The organism is Rhizobium sp. TRM96647, from assembly GCF_025780115.1.
Lineage (GTDB): Bacteria > Pseudomonadota > Alphaproteobacteria > Rhizobiales > Rhizobiaceae > Mycoplana.
This window is the reverse complement of record NZ_JAOXHF010000012.1, coordinates 170,914-187,080: the sequence shown is the minus strand read 5'-3', so window position 1 is coordinate 187,080 and position 16,167 is coordinate 170,914. Positions and strand designations below refer to the sequence as shown.

Below are 16,167 nucleotides of genomic sequence, written 5' to 3'. Positions count from 1 at the left end.
CCGCGGGATCGCTTCCGCCCAACTGGTTCAGTCGCTGTGCAGCTTTGCGCTGGATAAGCGCCACGGGCGCTGCCGCCACCAAGCAACCGCGGAACGTGCGCACACCCCAATTGACGCATTCGTGATCACGATCCCCAATCGCGCTTTATCAATTCATTAACCATAAACTCAATAAACCTTGGTCATATTATTGACTGACCAAGGACACATTCATGTCGATTTCCCGCCGAGGCCTCCTCTTGGGCATGTCCGCCCTGCTTGCCGGTTGCTCCACCAGCGCTCCGAGCCATGTCGCCAACTACGCGGCCGTTCCCGACGAGAAGTTTCCGCTGAAGGCGATGCCGCTCGACAAGATCAAGCCGGAGCTGCGCCGCCAGGAAGTCGCCTATGCGGGACCGTACAAGGCGGGTACGATCGTGGTCGATACGCCGGCGCGCCGGCTCTACTACGTGCTCGGCGAGGGCAAGGCGATGCGCTACGGCGTCGGCGTCGGCCGCGAGGGGCTGGCGCTGGCCGGCAACGCCTATGTCGGGCGCAAGGCGGAATGGCCGCGCTGGACGCCGACGCTCAACATGCAGCGTCGCGAGGAGCGCTACCGCAAGCTCGCCGGCGGCCTGGAAGGCGGTCCGTGGAACCCGCTCGGCGCCCGCGCCATCTATCTCTACCGCGGCGGCAACGACACCCATTTCCGCATCCACGGCACCAATCAGCCCGAATCGATCGGGCTCGCCATGTCGAGCGGCTGCATCCGCATGCTCAACCACGACGTCATTGACCTTTACGAGCGCGTCAATTCCGGCGACCGGGTCGTCGTGCTGCAGGCCTGATTCTCGGCGGCCTTGCGAAAAAGCTGAATGCTATCATCCGATTAGCGCCGCACCCGCATGACGGGCGGCGCTGGTCGCGTTGCAGCCGGCCGGTCATGGCGAATTGATGGCGATGGCGCAATGGGACCAGTCCCGGACGCATTCTGAGCGACATTCCCCCGCACGCCTGCAAAACTCTTGGCTGTGCATCCGACCGGTCCGGCGCCCCGCCGTCGGTCCGGTCCGGTGCTTCCAATCGCGATTCCGGTTGCGGCGGTGCAGTCGGACATTGGGGCGAAATCACCGCCGGATGATAGAGGGAACCGACAATGAAGAAGCTTCTTGCAACCACGTGTCTCGCCTTCGGCCTGTTCGGCCTTGCGGGCGCGGCAAACGCCGAATGCGGCGACGTGACGATCGCCAGCATGAACTGGCAGAGCGCCGAGGTCCTGGCGGCCCTCGACAGCATCATTCTCTCCGAAGGCTATGGCTGCAACGCAGAGGTCATCGTCGGCGACACCGTTCCCACCATCACCTCGATGATCGAGAAGGGCGCGCCCGATCTGGCGCCGGAGGGCTGGGTCGACCTTCTGCCTGACGTCGTCAACCGCGGCCTCGAGGAAGGCAAGCTCGTCGGCGCCGCCGTGGCGCTTTCGGACGGCGCCGTCCAGGGCTGGTGGATCCCGAAGTATCTCGCCGACGCCAATCCCGAGATCAAGACGATCGACGATGCCCTGAAGCATCCCGAGCTGTTCCCCGATCCGGAAGACAGTTCCAAGGGCGCCGTCCACAATGGCCCGCAGGGCTGGGGCGGCACGGTCGTCACCGCGCAGCTCTTCAAGGCCTATGGCGGCGAAGCCGCCGGCTTCAGCCTGATCGATACCGGCTCTGCCGCCGGCCTCGACGGCTCGATCGCCAAGGCCTATGAGCGCAAGGAAGGCTGGGTCGGCTACTACTGGGCCCCGACCGCCCTGCTCGGCAAGTACGAGATGGTCAAGCTCGAGCACGGCGTCCCCGCCGACATGGCCGAGTGGAAGCGCTGCAACACCGTGGCCGATTGCCCGGACCCGAAGAAGAACGACTGGCCGAAGGACAAGGTGCAGACGCTGGTGACGAAGAGCTTCGCCGACCGCGCCGGTTCCGATGTCATGGACTACCTCAACAAGCGCGCCTGGAGCAACGACACGGTCAACAAGCTGATGGCCTGGATGACCGACAACCAGGCGAGCGGCGAGGACGGCGCCAAGCACTTCCTGCAGGAAAACGAAGCCCTCTGGACCCCCTGGGTTTCGCCGGAAGCGGCAGAGAAGATCAAGGCTTCGCTCTGATCCTGTAACTGTTAAACTCGGCGGCGCGTCCGGCAAGGGCGCGCCGCCTGCCGGTTTTCCGGCGGCTGCCGGCAGCACGGCCGGTGGCGCAGAGAGGCCAGAAGAAGGGGAACGGGCATGGAATGGCTCACCAAATTTCCGCACATGAACGACAATTCGCTGCGCGATCTGAAAAAGGCGATCGACGAGGGCTTTCGCGCGTTCACGCGTGCCTATGGTGACACGATCGAGAGCTTCTTCGATCCGCTGCAGTTCTTCCTCATCCAGTCCGAACGGCTCCTGACGCGCACGCCCTGGCCGATCGTCATCCTCGCGATCGCCCTGATCGCCTGGCTCGCCAGCCGCAACTGGAAGATCGTCGCCGGCTGTATCGGCACGCTCCTGGTCATCGGCTATTTCGACATGTGGGACGACACGATGAAGACGATCTCGATGATCTTCGTCTGCACCGTGCTGTCGATTGCGGTCGGCATTCCGATCGGCATCGCCATGTCGCGCTCCGACCGGCTCCAGAACGTCATCAACCCGATCCTCGACGTGATGCAGACCATGCCGAGCTTTGTCTATCTCATCCCCGTCGTCATGCTGCTCGGCATCGGCAAGGTCCCGGGCCTGATCGCGGTCGTCATCTACGCCATTCCGCCGATGATCCGGCTGACCAATCTCGGCATCCGCCTCGTCGACAAGGACGTGCTGGAGGCTGCAGACGCCTTCGGCTCGTCGGGCTGGCAGAAGCTGAAGAACGTGCAGATGCCGCTGGCGCTCCCCACCATCATGGCCGGCATCAACCAGACGATCATGATGGCGCTGGCGATGGTGGTGATCGCCTCGATGATCGGCGTCCAGGGCCTCGGCCAGCCGGTGCTGAAGGCGATTTCCAACCAGTATTTCACCCTCGGCATCTTCAACGGGCTGGCCATCGTCGGCATCGCCATCATCTTCGACCGCGTCAGCCAGGCCTACGGTAAGCGCCTGCAGCGCCACCGCGAGATCGTGCACGGCTGAGCGCAGGGTCGCCCGCAGGAACGAAAAGGAGGCCCCGGTGCATCGCGCCGGGGCCTTTGTCTTGTCCTCGTGTCCTCTAGACCCTGCGATCCGATCCGATCGGGGACGCCGCCCCGGGAGTTGGGGGGCGGGACGGCGTCCCTTTGCCGCTCCGCCGCAGCGGCAAACCGGTCAGGATGGGCGATGTCACGAGGACGGTATCGAGGGATCCGAACCGATCCTGCATCGGAAGCGGAATGCGATCGGGGACGCCGCCCCGGGAGTTGGGGGGCGGGGCGGCGTCCCTTTGCCGCTACGCCGCAGCGGCAAACCGGTCAGGATGGGCGATGTCATGAGGAAGGTATCGAGGGATCCGAACCGACCCTGCATCGGAAGCGGAATGCGATCAGGACGCCGCCCCGGGAGTTGGGGGGCGGGGCGGCGTCCCTTTGCCGCTACGCCGTAGCGACAACCGGGTCGGGATGGGCGGATTTCCAGGTCACCACCATCAGCGCTCCGATGACGGTCACGTGCTCCATCACGATATAGAATTCGAGGGTGCGGAACGGCTCTTCCATCGTCCAGAAGGCGTGTGCGATCGGGATGGTCAGAGCGGTGAAGACCGCGAGCATGCCGGCGCCGAGCCAGGTGAAGCGGTTGGCGATGATGAAGGCCGATCCGAACAGCTGCGTCAGCGCGACGGCGGCGGTGAAGAACGGGGCGGGCTCCAGCCCGAAATGCGCCATCTCGGCGACGCCGGCATCGAAGTCGATCAGTTTCGCCAGACCGCTCATCCAGAACATGGAGGTCAGCACCGTGCGGGCGAGGGTGCCGAACCAGTCCGAACCGGTCAGGGAATCGATAAAGCGAGGCATTTCAATCTCCAGGTCACATGTTCGATCTTCCGGCGCCGTACCGGCTTCCGGGCGACCCGCCCCGCTCCTTTCGGTTCGTTCAGCGGGCCGCTGGAGACATCTCTACCAAAGCGGGTGCCGCAAGGTGTCACCTTGGTAACACCCCTGTAACCTGTCGTGATTGCAGGCCGCGGCGCACAACCGCGCAAGGTCGCGCGCGCCCGGCTGGCCTGCGGGCCGGGCGCCGGGAGGGGAAAGGGACGAGGGAGGGAAGAGGAGATCGACAGGCGGCCGCGCGCCGCATGGCTGCGGCTGCGCGTTCAAGGGCGGCTGGAGGTCAGCCGGTCATTCCGCCGGAACGATGGCTGTCGGAACCTGACGGTCGCGCCGGTCGAGTGCCACGGACGTCGCAAACACCAGCATGCCGCAGACGGCCATGATCGCGCCGACGAAGCCCATCGAGCCGTAGCCGTAGCCCAGGTCGATGGCGATGCCGCCGAAAAGGGCGCCGAGCGCATTGGCGACGTTGAAGGCCGAGTGGTTCAGGGCCGCGGCCAGCGTCTGGGCATTGCCGGCGACGTCCATCAGGCGCGTCTGCAGCGCCGGCCCGACGACGAAGCTGCAGCCGATCAGGAAACAGCAGGCAAACAGCATGGCGGGGATGTGGGCCGTCAGCGAGAGCGTGACGAGCACGAAGAAGTAGACCGTCAGCGACCAGCCGATCGTGCGCATCAGCGACAGGTCGGCAAGCTTGGCGCCGAAGATGTTGCCGACGATCATGCCCGAGCCGAACACGGCCATGATGACCGGGACCATGGAGAGGTCGAGCCGGGCAACCTCGGTCACGATCGGCGAGATGTAGGTGAAGACGGCGAACATGCCGCAGAAGCCGGTGGCGGCGATGCCGAGCGTAAGCCAGACCTGCTTGCGCTTCAGGGCTTCCAGTTCGGTGAAGGCGTTGATGCCGACCGGCGCCTTGTCGCGCGGCAGGAAGACGGCGATGAGGACTGCGGTCAGCGCGCCGGTGAAGCCGACGGCGGCGAACAGGAACTGCCAGTCGAGCATCTGGCCGAAGAAGGCGGCGAGCGGCGTGCCGATCAGGGTCGCGAGCGTCAGGCCCAGCATCACCTTGCCGACGGCCTGCGTGCGCTTGTTGGCCGGCACCATCGAGGCGGCGACGAGGGCGGCCACACCGAAATAGGCGCCGTGCGGCAGGCCGGTCAGGAAGCGCATCGCGATGAAGCTCTCGAAGGTCGGCGCCAGCGCGCTGGCGATGTTGCCGATCGCAAAGACCGCCATGAACGCCAGCAGAAGATCGCGGCGGCGGAAGCGTGCCCCGATCACTGCCAGCACCGGCGCCCCGACGACCACGCCGAGCGCATAGGCGCTGATGACATAGCCGGCCTGCGCGTTGGAGACGCCGAAGGTCGTGGCGACATCAGGCAAAAGCCCCATGATGGCGAACTCGCCCGTGCCGATGCCGAAGCTGCCGACCGCAAGCGCGAAGACGATCAGCGCCACCGTGAGCGGCGAGACGCGGACCTGGTCGGCGGGGGAAAGGGCGGTTTCGGCAAGGTGGAGGTCGGACACGGCATTTCTCTATGGACGGCGCATGGAACAGGGTGGGAGCGCGCCCGGCAGCCTTCCTCCCTGGCTGCGGTGCAGACGATCCGGCCAACGGCCATGCACGAAGAATCATCAGGATAGAACCGGCAAGGCATTTGCCGGGAAACTCCGACGTTAGCATCGTCCGCAGGTTTGACTATCCGCATTTTTGCATGGCAGCCGCGTTCGCTGCGCGTAAGTGAGATGTGATCGGCCACGCTGTTATTTCGCCGCTTTGCAACTATCTAATGCGGAGAACGTTTGGGGAGGGCGAGAAGGACCGGAGAACCCGATGCGGATTCAGGCGATATTCAACAAGGATGGCGGTACTTTCCGCACCACCGACATGGAAGCCTATGTCCGCCACGCCGAAAGGGTGTTCGGCGATGCCGGCCACCATCTGGACTGCGATGTCGTCGAGGGCGCTGATATCGAGATGGCGCTCAGGCGCTGCGCCGACCGCTCCGATCTCGACGCCATGCTCGCCGGCGGCGGCGACGGCACGATCTCGGCGGCGGCCGGCTTCGCCTGGGAGAGCGGCATCTCGCTGGGCGTCGTCCCGGCCGGTACCATGAACCTCTTCGCCCGCACCCTGCGCATACCGCTCAACATCTGGCACGCGCTCGACGCGCTCGCCGAAGGCACCGTGGCCGAAGCCGATATCGGCAGCGCCAACGGCCGCGCCTTCGTCCACCAGTTTTCCGCCGGCATGCATGCGCGCATGGTGCGGCTGCGCAATGCGATGACCTACCGCTCGCGGGTCGGCAAGATGGCCGCGAACGTGCGCGCCGCTGTCGGCGTCATGCTGGATCCGCCGGATTTCGAGGTCGAGTTCGACGTCGACGGCGTGAAGGAGCATCGCCGCGTCTCGGCGATCAACGTCTCCAACAACCGCTTCGGCAATGACGGGCTGCTCTATGCCGACGACGTCACCGGCGGCCATCTCGGCTTCTACGTCGCCAATCCGCTGACGTCCCGCGGCGTCGCCAGGCTCGCCACCGACATCCTGCGCGGCAAGCTGCGCGAGAACGCCGACGTGACCGAGATGACCGGCAGCGCCGTCGACCTGCATTTCCCCAAGATCGACCGCGCCGTCAATTGCGTCATCGACGGCGAGCTCCTGCCGATGGGCAAGGACGTGGCGCTCCGCTTGCACGCGGGCGAACTAAAGGTGATCGTCCCGCGCGTCGAGGCGCAGCAATCCTCCCCTAGGAACGAGGCGGCCGCCTGAGCCCGACCGGCCGCCTCAGATCCGCGGTTATGCAGCTTCGATGTCTACTGCGAGGCCGTCATGGTCGCTGATTGTCAGCCCGTCGAATACCTTCGGATATCCGTACATTCGCGCCAGAGAAAAATGTTTGCTGCCTCCAATGTGGCAGACCGGCGGGTGCTCCAACCCCGGTACGGCTCCCGTCGTCCAGATGTCAAACTGTTCTAAGGTTGCCGTAAGCTGGGAATAGAGCTCGACCGGGCTCCGGCGCCGGGGCAGGCGTTGATTGAAATCGCCGATGATGAGGGTCGGTATGTCGGGCACCGCAGCCACAACCGAGCGCAGCCCGTTCAGATATGAAGCGTGATCTTCCCAAGGTTGTCGATTGCGATTTCCGGTGCGGACGTGTGCGTCCTTCCAGGGTATGCAGACGCCAATAACGCGAACGACGCCAGTGCTCGTTGCCGTCGTGCCAGCGACGAAGCGTCCGCCAGGCAATCGGCTTGACCCGACGCAATCCACGTCCGACCAGCCCGTTCTGCTCCAGAGCGTGACCTTATGCCGCCCGGGCATTATCGGATAACCGTAATCCGGCTCGCTGAACAGGCCGTGCCATCCTTCGGGAAGGAAATCGTCGAATGCCTCGGGGCAACACACGATCTCCGGATCATCACGCAGCAGTCGTTCGATGATCCTTGCGCCCTTGCGGGTAGAGGACGGGTGCCATTGCGCATTCCAGCAGGAGACAATCATCGATGAATGAAGCCTCGCTGGATGCAAGCAGCGGTGATGGTGGAGAAGGATTTTACGTGCGCCAAAGACTCAGATCCGCGGCAGGTAGGTCTGGTAGTCGAAATCCGAGACGGTGCGCAGGTAGGTGATCGCCTCTTTGCGCTTGATGTCGCCGTAGAGCTTGCGGTAGCGCTCGCCGAAGACGTCGGCGATGAAGGGCGAGGCGGAGAACTCGTCCACGGCGGTGAGAAAGTCGTGCGTCAGCCGCGGCACGCCGACCGGGTCCTGGCCCGGTTCAGTCGCCGGCCCCGGATCGCGCTCGTGGTCGAGACCGAGCAGGATGCCACCGAGGATGGCGGTCAGAAGCAGGTAGGGGTTGACGTCGGCGCCGGCGACGCGGTGCTCGATGCGGGCGGCCGGGCCGTCCTTGTCGGGAATGCGGATCGCCGTGCCCCGGTGGCCGAAGCCCCAGTCGATGTCAACGGGCGCGAACGAACCCGGTTGGAAGCGCCGGTAGGAATTGGCGAAGGGGGCGAAGATCAGCTGCGCCTCGCGCATCGTCTTCAGCATGCCTGCCGTGACCGACTTCAGCCGCACCGGATCGCCGCCCTTCGCATCGAGCACGTTGCGGCCGTCACGGTCGATGATGCTCGCATGCACGTGCAGGCCCGATCCCGCCTGGTCGGCATAGGGCTTGGCCATGCAGGTGGATTTGAGCCCGTGCCGGCGCGCGGCCTGTTCGGCGACGCGCTTCAGGTAGATGCAGTCGTCGGCGGCCGCGAGCGCATCCGGCCGGTGCAGCAGGTTGATCTCGAACTGGCCGTGGCCGAATTCGGCGGTCGTCGCATCCGCCGGCAGCTCCATCTCGCGGGCATAGGCGCGCACGGTCTGCAGGTAGTCGTCCAGCGCGTCGACGGCGCTCATGTCGTAGAGCTGGAAGCCGTTCGGCTGGTCGCGGTACATCAGCCGCTCCGGCGGCCGCGGCCGGCCGGTTAGGCGCCAGTCGTCCTGCACCACGTAGAATTCCAGCTCGGTCGCCACCACCGGCGTCAGCCCGCGCTCGTCGAAGCGCTTGAGGAGATTGGCGAGGATCGCGCGCGGGCACATGAAGCTCGGCGTGCCGTCGAGCTCGTGCATCGTGGCGAGCACCTGCTTCGAGCCGGCCGGCGCCCAGGGCATGGCGGCGAGCGAGCGGCGGTCGGGAACGCATTCGCCGTCGGGATCGCCGACCGAAAGCGACAGCCCGGTGATGTCGTCGTTGTCGTCGCCCCAGATGTCGAGCGACTGGGTGGAGGAGGGCAGGCGGACGGTGCCGTCCCAGACCTTCTTCTCCGCTTCCAGCGGGATCTGCTTGCCGCGCAGGTCGCCGTTCATGCCGACCAGCAGGATTTCGATGCGGGGCGGGGCATTGGCGGGCACGGCGGTGCGCGCCGGGATGTCGTTGGTCATGATCTGTATTCGCCTCGGGCAGGTTCGTGCAGGGCATCCGGCGAGGCGATTCTTGCGCCGCTCTCTTGCCAAATGCCTGTTACATGGGCATTTTTCTAGCCTATTCTGACCCGCCGTTCAATGAGCGCGGGCGCTTTCGCGGGCTTGGAGGAGAAGCCGGCGAAACCCCGCAACATCACAGCAACATCCCCGTGGGCATCCGCCTGAAGACCGAGGAAATCTTCCATGTCGAACCTGTCTGTCGCAGCCTCCAATCTCGGTGCGCTCGATGCCGCCCACCACATCCATCCCTTCTCGGACATGAAGAAGCTGAACGCCGCCGGCACCCGCATCATCGAGCGCGGCGAGGGCTGCTATATCTTCGACAACCACGGCAAGAAGTACCTGGACGGCTTTGCGGGTCTGTGGTGCGTCAATATCGGCTATGGCCGCAAGGAGATCGCCGAGGCGGTGGCGCGGCAGATGAACGAGCTGCCCTACTACAACGCCTTCTTCGGCACCACGACGCCGCCGACCGTGCTTCTGGCGCAGAAGATCACCTCCCATGCCGGCCCGAACATCAACCGCGTCTTCTTCACCGGCTCCGGTTCCGAGGCCAACGACACCTGGTTCCGCATGGCCCGCGTCTACTGGGCGACCCTCGGCAGGCCGGAAAAGAAGATGGTGATCGCAAGGCGCAACGGCTATCACGGCTCCACCGTGGTCGGCGCCTCGCTCGGCGGCATGAAATACATGCACGAGCAGGGCGCGCTGCCGATCGAGGGCATCGCCCATATCGGCCAGCCCTACTGGTACGGCGAGGGCGGCGATCTTTCGCCGTCGGACTTCGGCCTGAAGGTCGCGCGCGAGCTGGAAGAAAAGATCGACGAGCTCGGCGAGGACAATGTCGCAGCCTTCGTCGCCGAGCCGATCCAGGGGGCCGGTGGCGTCATCGTGCCGCCGCAGACCTACTGGCCGGAGATCACCCGCATCTGCAAGGCGAGAAACATCCTGCTCGTCGTCGACGAGGTCATCTGCGGCTTCGGCCGCACCGGCCACTGGTTCGGTCACCAGCATTTCGGCGTCGAGCCGGATCTCGCGCCGATTGCCAAGGGCCTGTCGTCCGGCTACCTGCCGATCGGCGGCGTCATGGTCTCCGACCGCGTCGGCGAGGTTCTGGTGAACGAGGTCGGCGACTTCAACCACGGCTTCACCTATTCCGGTCACCCGGTCTGCGCCGCGGCAGCACTGGAAAACCTGCGCATCATCGAGGACGAGAAGCTGGTCGAGCGCGTCCGCGACGACGTCGGCCCCTATCTCGCAGCCGGCCTGAAGTCGCTGGAGGACCATCCGATGGTCGGCGAGACCCAATGCGTCGGCCTGATGGCGGCCGTCCAGCTCGCCGAGGAAAAGGCGGACCGCAGGCGATTCGAAGACAAGGAGAGGGCCGGCGTCGAGGTCCGCAACCACTGCCTCGCAAACGGCCTCGTGCTCCGCGCCACCGGCGACCGCATGCTCTATTCCCCGCCGCTGGTGATCACCCGCGCCGAGATCGACGACATGATCGCGATCACCCGCAAGGGGCTGGACCATGCGTGGAAGGTGGTGCGGGAGTAGGGGGTATTCGGAGCGTTTTGCCTCTTGGCTGAGAATGCCCATACTCCGCCGTCATGCCGGCCCCGAGCCGGCATCCAGCCGCGCAAGTCCTTGCGCGATAAAGCATTTCTCGCGCCGCGGACGCGGCGCTGCTGGATCCCGGCGCGGGGGCCGGGATGACGGAGTGGGGGCGAAGCGGCCGCCCGACCGGCGTACCGTCGGGCGTATACACGCGGTCGCGGACCGTTCCGGGGCCTATTCCCCCGCCGGGTACACCCACGCATAACTGAAGCTGTAGCGGTCGCCGTCGCGGCCGTAGTGATAGGGCAGTTCCACCCGGTGCAGGTCCGGCGCGGCTGCCGGCGGGCCCTTGCCGAAGCGTATGGCGTCAGTGAGAAGCTCCTCCGACACCTCGGCCGGTGAGCCGTCCTCGTTGCGCCAGACGACCATGACAGGCGCCTGCGCGCTCCAGGTGATGTCAGGCGCGAAATCGGCATAGTTCTCGGAAAAGACGGGCGTGCCGGGGAAGTGCAGGCGCAGGTTGCCGGCGAGCTGCGTGTCGTCGGTGAAGATGACGGCCGGTGCCACGCCTTCCTGAGCGACCTGTCGGGCAAAGGCGTCATACGGCACATTCAGTTTCTGGTAGTCGCCGGTGAGCCCGGCGGCGGCGACGCGGCCGAACAGGATCGCCGGAACCGCGATCATCACTGCCGCCGCGATCGGGACAAAGCGCTTCAGCTGTAGCGGATCGGCACGACCGGCGGCCTCGATCTTCAGGCAGAGATAGAGCGGCAGCACCAGAAGCAGCGGCGTCAGCCAGCGGTCCTTGATGTGCGCGGCGCCGGCAAAGAGGATCAGCAGCAGCAGCGCCAGCAGGAAGAAGGCCATCATCGCCTCGATCAGCCCCGTCCAGCGGTTTCCGGCCTTCAGCGCCGTCCACAGGCCGCCCCGGAAGACGATCGCGAACACCACGACGGTCACCGCCGAGAAGCCGAGGACCGCCGTGACGAGCGACAGCAGGCCCTCGAGAATCTGCGAGGAAATCCCGGTGTCGCCGTCCGACAGCTTGTCCATCGTGCCGCCGGAGGCGAGTGCCAGATGATCGAAGAGCCACAGCGCATGCGGTGCGACGATGACGAGGGAGGCCCCGGCCGTCAGGAGCAGCCGCCAGTCGAACAGCCGCTGCCGCCATTCCCGGTCGAACAGGATGGCGAGAAGGCCCGCGGCCGGAAGCAAGGCGAAATTGTACTTGGCGATCATGCCGATGCCGATGGCGACGCCGGCGACGAGATAGGAGAGCGCGGTCGGGGCCGCGAGCGTGCGCAGGAAGCCAAAGAGGAAGAGCGCTGCGGCGAAGACGACGGCGACGGTGTGGGTGAGGTCGCGCTGCGCCTCGAAGGCGATCTGCGGGATCGTCAGCAGCGACAGGGTGGCGATGATCGCAAGGTCGCGGTCCTTCAGGACCGTGCGCGCCGCGAGCCCGTAGGCGAGATAGGCGGCAAACAGCATCAGGTTTTTCAACAGGCTGATCGCGAAGACGCTGGGGCCGGTGATCTGGATCAGCGCATATTGCAGCCAGTTGTAGAAGGGCGGCTGGGTGTCGTAGCCGGCGGCGAGCCATTGCGACAGCAGGACCTGCTGCGCCTCGTCGCGCTCCAGCGAATCCGGCAAGGCCATCCGCACCAGGAAATTGACGGCGAAATAGGCCGCCAGCAGGATAAAGACGGCGTTCGGCGAGGCGCGCAGGAAGCGGGTCATCTCACGGACCGCGGAAGGTCTGCCGCACGATGTAGTTCGGCGTGTCGTCGTCGCGGAAATAGGTCCGGGCGATCATCTCCGACAGGATGCCGGTGGTGATCAGCTGGATCGACGACAGAAACAGCATGACGCCGACGAGCAGCAGCGGCCGGGTGCCGATGTCGTTGCCGAAGGCGAACTTGTCGACGAACAGATAGGTGAGGATGAGAGCGCTGAGCGCGCCCGCCACAAGCCCGATCGAGCCGAAGAAATGCCCCGGCCGCGCCTTGTAGCGCATGAAGAACAGGACGGAGAGAAGGTCCAGGATCACCCGGAAGGTGCGCGAAATGCCGTATTTCGAGGTGCCGAGCGTGCGCGGGTGGTGGGTGACGACCATCTCGCCGATGCGCGAGCTCGGCACGACGCCGGCGACCCAGGCGGGGATGAAGCGGTGCATCTCGCCCATCAGCTTGACCTGTTTGATGATCGAGGCGCGATAGATCTTCAGGCTGCAGCCGTAGTCGTGCAGGCGCACGCCGGTGATCCGGCCGATCAGCGCATTGGCGCACCAGGAGGGGATCTTGCGCAGGAAAAGGCCGTCCTTGCGGTTCTTGCGCCAGCCGACGAGCAGGTCGAGCTGCCGGTCTTCGAGCGCCCTGGCCATGGCGCGGATATCGGCCGGATCGTTCTGCAGGTCGCCGTCCAGCGTGGCGATCAGCCGCCCGCGGGCGGCGTCGATGCCGGCCTGCATGGCTGCCGTCTGGCCGAAATTGCGCTGGAGCTCGACGATCGCCATGTTCAGGTCGGGCAGGGCGAGCGCCTCGCGCGCCTTCAGGAGCGTGGTGTCGGTGCTGCCGTCGTCGACGAGGATCAGTTCCCACGAATGTTCGTAGCCCGCCATCGCCTCGCGGATGCGCGCGATCAGCGGCCCGACGCTCTCTTCCTCGTTGAACACGGGAACGACGAGCGAAATCTCGATGCCGGCCGGCTGGAGCTCGACCGCGGCGATGGTGTCTGGATTTTCCTGCAACGCTTCTTTCTCCACTCCGGCGGAGTTCTTTCATCATGCGGATCGTGATAACACGCGCCCGCAACCTGACGAGGGAAACCCAGCACTTATATGAGTTCCGCGCCGAATTCCAGCCGACCATCCGGGCTATCCCGTCTGGCGCGCCGCCATGCCATGACGCTGCTGACGCTCGCCTGCCTTGCCGCCTATCTCGCCTTCGTCGAGTGGCAGTGGGGCTGGAGCCGGCTCCTGTCGCAGTGGCAGAAGGTCGGCGCATGGACGACGCTTGCCGCCCTCTCTCTGTTGACGGCGACCTATCTCGTGCGCACCCAGCGGATCTACGACTACTTCCCGGCCGAGACGGGGGGGCATTTCCTCAAGCTCTTCCGGCTGACCCAGGTTCACAACCTCCTCAACATCATGCTGCCGTTCCGGGCCGGGGAGACGAGTTTCCCGATCCTGATGCGCTCGCAGTTCGCCGTTCCCCTGCCGCGGGCGACGGCGGCGCTTTTGGTCATGCGGTTGCTCGATCTGCACGCGCTCTGCGCCGCCGCCGGCATCGGGCTCGTGCTCAACGCCGGCAACCATGCGCTCGCCTGGCTGCTGTGGGCGCTGTTCCTCCTCTCGCCGCTCGCCTTCTTCGCCGCCAAGGGCCCGATCTTCCGGCTGCTGAGAGGCCATCTGCCGGGCAGGCTGGAGCGGCTGCTGGACGAGGTCGAGGCCGGCATCCCGGCCGACAGGCGCGGCTTCGTCCGCGCCTGGGCGTTCACCGTCCTGAACTGGGGCGTCAAGGTGCTGGTGCTCGCCTGGGTGCTGGGCCTGCTCGGCGTCTCCCCATACGCCGCCACCTTCGGCGGCGCGCTCGGCGGCGAATTGTCCTCGGTTCTTCCGGTGCACGCGCCGGGCGGTGTCGGCACCTATCCCGCCGGCATCACCGCCGGCGCCATCGCCTTCGGCGCCGAGGGCGGCCGGGCGGCCCTGTCACGGATGGCCGAAGCCGCGATCAACGCCCACCTGATGATCGTCGCCAGCGCCTGCCTCGGCACGGCGCTGTCGGTGGTGCTGTCGTGGACCCCGGCGAGAGCCGACTGACGGCACAGCTTTTCGGACCTTGGCAATCCACGCGGCGGCTGCACTTACCCCCCCTCTGCCCTGCCGGGCATCTCCCCCTCAAGGGGGGACCGAACCGCGGCACCGTCTCGCCCAAGACAAGTCTTGCTATCGGAATGGCACCGGCGCGCCTTGCTGATCTCCCCCCTTTGAGGGGGAGATGCCCGGCAGGGCAGAGGGGGGTATTTCCGAATTCGTCGTGTACCGTGGAACTTCCCGATTTCGGGACTACTGGAACGCCGTCTCGAAAAAGCTCCTGAGCTTGCGCGAATGCAGCTTTTCCGTCGGCATGCCGGCGAGCTTCTCCAGCGCCCGGATGCCGATCCTCAGGTGCTGGTTGACCTGGGTGCGGTAGAAGGCCGTCGCCATGCCCGGCAGTTTCAGTTCGCCGTGCAGCGGCTTGTCGGAGACGCAGAGCAGCGTGCCGTAGGGCACGCGGAAGCGGAAGCCGTTGGCGGCGATGGTGGCCGATTCCATGTCGAGCGCGATCGCGCGCGACTGCGACAGCCGCTTCACCGGGCCGCGCTGGTCGCGCAGTTCCCAGTTGCGGTTATCGATCGTGGCGACGGTGCCGGTGCGCATGATCCGCTTCAGGTCGTAGCCCTCGAGCCCCGTCACCTCGGCGACCGCACTTTCCAGCGCCACCTGCACCTCGGCAAGTGCCGGGATCGGCACCCACACCGGCAGGTCGTCGTCGAGCACGTGGTCCTCGCGCACATAGGCGTGGGCGAGCACGTAGTCGCCGAGCGTCTGGCTGTTGCGCAGGCCGGCGCAATGGCCGAGCATCAGCCAGGCATGCGGGCGCAGCACGGCGATATGGTCGGTGATCGTCTTGGCGTTGGAAGGGCCGACGCCGATATTGACCAGCGTGATGCCGCCATGGCCCTTGCGCTTGATGTGGTAGGCCGGCATCTGCGGCAGCCTTGCGAGCGTCAGGTCGGTGTCCGGCTTGTCGTTGCCGGCCTGGGTGACGACGTTTCCGGGCTCAACGAAGGCGGTATAGCCGTTGCCGCCCTCGGCCATCTGCAGCCGCGCCCAGGCGCAGAACTCGTCGACGTAGAACTGGTAGTTGGTGAAGAGCACGAAGTTCTGGAAATGGTTGGCGCTCGTCGCCGTGTAGTGGCTGAGCCGGGCCAGCGAATAATCGACGCGCTGGGCGGTGAACGCCGCCAGCGGCGAGGGCTCGCCGGGGCCGGGCTCGTAGGAGCCGTTGGCGATCTCGTCGTCGGTGTTGGTCAGGTCCGGCGCGTCGAACAGGTCGCGCAGCGGCACGGTGATGTTCTCGGCAACCTCCGCCTCGACATAGGCGCCTTCGCCGAAGGCGAAATGCAGCGGGATCGGCGTCGCCGATTCGGAGACGGTGACGACGACGCCGTGGTTGCGCATCAGGTGGCCGAGCTGTTCCTTCAGGTAGTGGCGGAACAGCTTCGGCCGGGTGACGGTGGTGGAATAGATGCCGGGCGAGGCGACATAGCCGTAGGACAGGCGCGAATCGACATGGCCGAAGCTCGTGGTCTGCACGCTCACCTGCGGATAGCAGGCCCGGTAGCGGCAGTCCGGCGCGCCGATCTTCGCAAGCCCCGTGAAGGCGTCGGTGAGAAACTGCGTGTTGCGCGCATAGAGCGCCTCGAGGCAATCGACTGCGGCGACCGCGTCGTCGAAGGTGCGGGGCTCGAAGGGCTCGGGCGTGGAGAAGGGAAGGGCGGTGGGCGACAAGTTGCTCTTGCTCGTGAATCGTTGAAGTCCTGCCAATTCTGCACGCAAACGC

Annotated in this window: 13 protein-coding genes; 6 read left to right on the top strand and 7 right to left on the bottom strand. The window is 65.8% G+C overall.

From position 1 onward, the window contains the following. Positions 1-212 precede the first annotated feature (212 nt). The 3 genes from OCK02_RS20410 (at position 213) to OCK02_RS20400 (ending at position 3,139) form a co-directional block, all read left to right on the top strand. A complete protein-coding gene (locus OCK02_RS20410; protein ID WP_230803275.1) occupies positions 213-827 on the top strand; it encodes a L,D-transpeptidase in 615 nt (204 codons plus the stop codon). 308 nt (positions 828-1,135) lie between these two features. Next, entirely contained in the window at positions 1,136-2,134 is a 999-nt protein-coding gene (locus OCK02_RS20405) for an ABC transporter substrate-binding protein (protein ID WP_263814611.1), read from the top strand. 117 nt (positions 2,135-2,251) lie between these two features. Further along, a complete protein-coding gene (locus OCK02_RS20400) occupies positions 2,252-3,139 on the top strand; it encodes an ABC transporter permease (RefSeq protein ID WP_230803279.1) in 888 nt (295 codons plus the stop codon). A 434-nt stretch (positions 3,140-3,573) separates the two neighbouring features. Here OCK02_RS20400 and OCK02_RS20395 read toward each other — a convergent pair whose 3' ends face one another. Together OCK02_RS20395 and OCK02_RS20390 are read right to left on the bottom strand one after the other, a co-directional pair. Further along, complete coding sequence (locus OCK02_RS20395) at positions 3,574-3,993, bottom strand: DoxX family protein (protein WP_263814610.1); 420 nt, start codon at positions 3,991-3,993, stop codon at positions 3,574-3,576. Between the two features lie 324 nt (positions 3,994-4,317). Continuing rightward, positions 4,318-5,562: an MFS transporter gene (locus OCK02_RS20390; protein ID WP_263814609.1), complete on the bottom strand. Its 1,245-nt coding sequence runs from the start codon at positions 5,560-5,562 to the stop codon at positions 4,318-4,320. Positions 5,563-5,869: 307 nt separating this feature from the next. Between OCK02_RS20390 and OCK02_RS20385 the strand changes: the two genes are divergently transcribed. Next, positions 5,870-6,808, top strand: coding sequence for a diacylglycerol/lipid kinase family protein (locus OCK02_RS20385; protein WP_263814608.1), 939 nt, complete (start codon positions 5,870-5,872; stop codon positions 6,806-6,808). A 27-nt stretch (positions 6,809-6,835) separates the two neighbouring features. Here the strand turns inward: OCK02_RS20385 and OCK02_RS20380 are convergent, their stop codons facing one another. Both OCK02_RS20380 and OCK02_RS20375 read right to left on the bottom strand, forming a co-directional pair. Further along, positions 6,836-7,540: an endonuclease/exonuclease/phosphatase family protein gene (locus tag OCK02_RS20380; protein WP_263814607.1), complete on the bottom strand. Its 705-nt coding sequence runs from the start codon at positions 7,538-7,540 to the stop codon at positions 6,836-6,838. A 69-nt stretch (positions 7,541-7,609) separates the two neighbouring features. Further along, entirely contained in the window at positions 7,610-8,968 is a 1,359-nt protein-coding gene (locus tag OCK02_RS20375) for a glutamine synthetase family protein (protein ID WP_263814606.1), read from the bottom strand. A gap of 225 nt (positions 8,969-9,193) precedes the next feature. On the opposite strand from OCK02_RS20375, the gene OCK02_RS20370 reads away from it, so the two are divergent. Continuing rightward, positions 9,194-10,564 (top strand): aspartate aminotransferase family protein, encoded by a 1,371-nt coding sequence (locus tag OCK02_RS20370; RefSeq protein ID WP_263814605.1) that lies wholly within the window; start codon positions 9,194-9,196, stop codon positions 10,562-10,564. A gap of 234 nt (positions 10,565-10,798) precedes the next feature. Here OCK02_RS20370 and OCK02_RS20365 read toward each other — a convergent pair whose 3' ends face one another. After that, positions 10,799-12,301, bottom strand: a complete 1,503-nt coding sequence (locus tag OCK02_RS20365) for an ArnT family glycosyltransferase (RefSeq protein ID WP_263814604.1) — start codon at positions 12,299-12,301, stop codon at positions 10,799-10,801. Position 12,302: 1 nt separating this feature from the next. Next, positions 12,303-13,310: a glycosyltransferase family 2 protein gene (locus tag OCK02_RS20360; protein ID WP_263814603.1), complete on the bottom strand. Its 1,008-nt coding sequence runs from the start codon at positions 13,308-13,310 to the stop codon at positions 12,303-12,305. Positions 13,311-13,463: 153 nt separating this feature from the next. Between OCK02_RS20360 and OCK02_RS20355 the strand changes: the two genes are divergently transcribed. Beyond that, complete coding sequence (locus OCK02_RS20355) at positions 13,464-14,381, top strand: lysylphosphatidylglycerol synthase transmembrane domain-containing protein (protein ID WP_318530146.1); 918 nt, start codon at positions 13,464-13,466, stop codon at positions 14,379-14,381. Positions 14,382-14,627: 246 nt separating this feature from the next. Here OCK02_RS20355 and OCK02_RS20350 read toward each other — a convergent pair whose 3' ends face one another. Then, positions 14,628-16,115, bottom strand: a complete 1,488-nt coding sequence (locus tag OCK02_RS20350; RefSeq protein WP_230803298.1) for an AMP nucleosidase — start codon at positions 16,113-16,115, stop codon at positions 14,628-14,630. Between the last annotated feature and the right edge of the window lie 52 nt (positions 16,116-16,167).

Coding starts and splice junctions, on each gene's coding strand:
- OCK02_RS20405 (WP_263814611.1), top strand. CDS start 1,136: ATGAAGAAGCTTCTTGCAACCACGTGTCTCGCCTTCGGCCTGTTCGGC.
- OCK02_RS20375 (WP_263814606.1), bottom strand. CDS start 8,968: ATGACCAACGACATCCCGGCGCGCACCGCCGTGCCCGCCAATGCCCCG.
- OCK02_RS20365 (WP_263814604.1), bottom strand. CDS start 12,301: ATGACCCGCTTCCTGCGCGCCTCGCCGAACGCCGTCTTTATCCTGCTG.
- OCK02_RS20355 (WP_318530146.1), top strand. CDS start 13,464: ATGACGCTGCTGACGCTCGCCTGCCTTGCCGCCTATCTCGCCTTCGTC.
- OCK02_RS20410 (WP_230803275.1), top strand. CDS start 213: ATGTCGATTTCCCGCCGAGGCCTCCTCTTGGGCATGTCCGCCCTGCTT.
- OCK02_RS20395 (WP_263814610.1), bottom strand. CDS start 3,993: ATGCCTCGCTTTATCGATTCCCTGACCGGTTCGGACTGGTTCGGCACC.
- OCK02_RS20370 (WP_263814605.1), top strand. CDS start 9,194: ATGTCGAACCTGTCTGTCGCAGCCTCCAATCTCGGTGCGCTCGATGCC.
- OCK02_RS20380 (WP_263814607.1), bottom strand. CDS start 7,540: ATGATTGTCTCCTGCTGGAATGCGCAATGGCACCCGTCCTCTACCCGC.
- OCK02_RS20400 (WP_230803279.1), top strand. CDS start 2,252: ATGGAATGGCTCACCAAATTTCCGCACATGAACGACAATTCGCTGCGC.
- OCK02_RS20385 (WP_263814608.1), top strand. CDS start 5,870: ATGCGGATTCAGGCGATATTCAACAAGGATGGCGGTACTTTCCGCACC.